The sequence below is a fragment of the Acidovorax sp. KPB24-03 genome, assembly GCF_057546605.1.
Map to the genome: position 1 here is coordinate 1 of NZ_BAAJYR010000639.1, position 1,435 is coordinate 1,435.

The 1,435-nt window shown below is 70.5% G+C and carries 2 protein-coding genes; both read right to left on the reverse strand.

Going from position 1 to position 1,435, the window contains the following annotated elements:
• Positions 1-70 precede the first annotated feature (70 nt).
• Positions 71-322, reverse strand: a complete 252-nt coding sequence (locus tag AC27KI_RS24760; protein ID WP_272566672.1) for a hypothetical protein — start codon at positions 320-322, stop codon at positions 71-73.
• A gap of 120 nt (positions 323-442) precedes the next feature.
• On the reverse strand, positions 443-1,435 hold a 993-nt coding region (locus tag AC27KI_RS24765; protein ID WP_487116429.1), incomplete at its 5' end, for a mechanosensitive ion channel family protein.

The window sequence follows — 1,435 nt, forward strand, 5'->3', positions numbered from 1 at the left end:
CAGCGCAATATCCACTAGGGCATCATGCTATTTATTTAATAGCATCCGGCAGCCACGCCTTGGCAGGCTTTCAGCGCCCCACCACGGACCAGCCGGCGCGCTGGTCGGTCTTGTCGTTCTCGTACTCCCACGCCGTGCCGCAGCGGTCGCACTGGTAGCGGGTGATGGTGACGAGGCCGTGGTCGCGCTCTTCCTTGCGGTTGCCGCGCTGCACCAGTTCGGCATGGCCGGGGGCGCGGCGCCAGTTGCGCTGGATGCCGGCGCAGCCATCGCACAGCTCCATCTTCTTCAATTCGCTCTGTCGAGCCGGGTCCTGGGTCATGGGGTTTTCTGCCGCGTTGGGGATCGAGGGCGCCCTGGGGGCGAGGGCCGCTACTTTAACCAACGGGGCGGCAAGGGCCACGGCGCCCTGCCGCACCGGCTCGCACCAACCGCGCCGGGCTCAGGCCGTCGCCGGCTGCTGCACGCGCAGAAAGCCCCCGGGCGGCGGCCCGCCCGCCGGCGCGGCCAGTTGCACCGTGCGCGCCGGCACGGCGAAGTCCACGCCCAGCGCGGCGAGTTCGCGCATCAGCGACAGGTTGATGCGCTGCTGCAGGTCCATGTACACGTTGTAGGCCGGGTCCAGCACGATGTAGACCACCTCGTACTGCAGCCCGTTCTCGACGAAGCCCTGCAGGTGCGCGCGGTCGAAGCGCGCCTGGCCTTCGGCCTCGATGATGCGGCGCACGGCCTGCGGCACCGCCTCGGCCTGCTCGGCCGTGGTGCCGTAGGGCACGCGAAACTGGAACACGATGCGCCGCTCCTGCAGGTAGCGGTAGTTGTTGATGGTCTGCTTGAGCAGGTCGGTGTTGCTCATCACCACCTGCTCGCCGCCCAGGCTGCGGATGCGCGTGGTCTTGAGGCCGATGCGCTGCACCGTGCCCGCGACGCCGCCCACCACGATGAAATCGCCCGCATCGAACGGCTTGTCCACCGCGATCGCCAGCGAGGCGAACAGATCGCCCAGGATGCTCTGCACCGCCAGCGCCACCGCGATGCCGCCCACCCCCAGGCTGGCCACGAACGCCGTGATGTTCACCCCCAGGTTGGACAGCATGGCCAGCAGCACCGTGGCCCACAGCAGCGTGCGCAGCCCCCAGGACAGCAGTGTGGCCGACGCGCTGAACGGCGCCGCGTCGCCCGTGGCGGCCAGGCCGTGGTGCATGCGGTAGCGCGCGATCCCCAGGGCCACCGCGCGCGTGCCCCACAGCCCCACCTGCAGCGCCAGTGCCAGGAACCACAGCTGCCCCACGCGCGTGGCCCAGCGGCCCGGCAGATCGAGCATCCCCACGCCCACCAGCACGGCCGCCACGAACACCAGCAGCCGGCTGGTGCCGGCCAGCAACTCGTACACCACGCCCGCCGTGCGGTGGCTGCCGCCCTGCGCTTCGGCCGG

Bases quoted from the DNA above. Each gene is read 5' to 3' on its own strand.
- AC27KI_RS24760 (WP_272566672.1), bottom strand. From the start codon at position 322: ATGACCCAGGACCCGGCTCGACAGAGCGAATTGAAGAAGATGGAGCTG.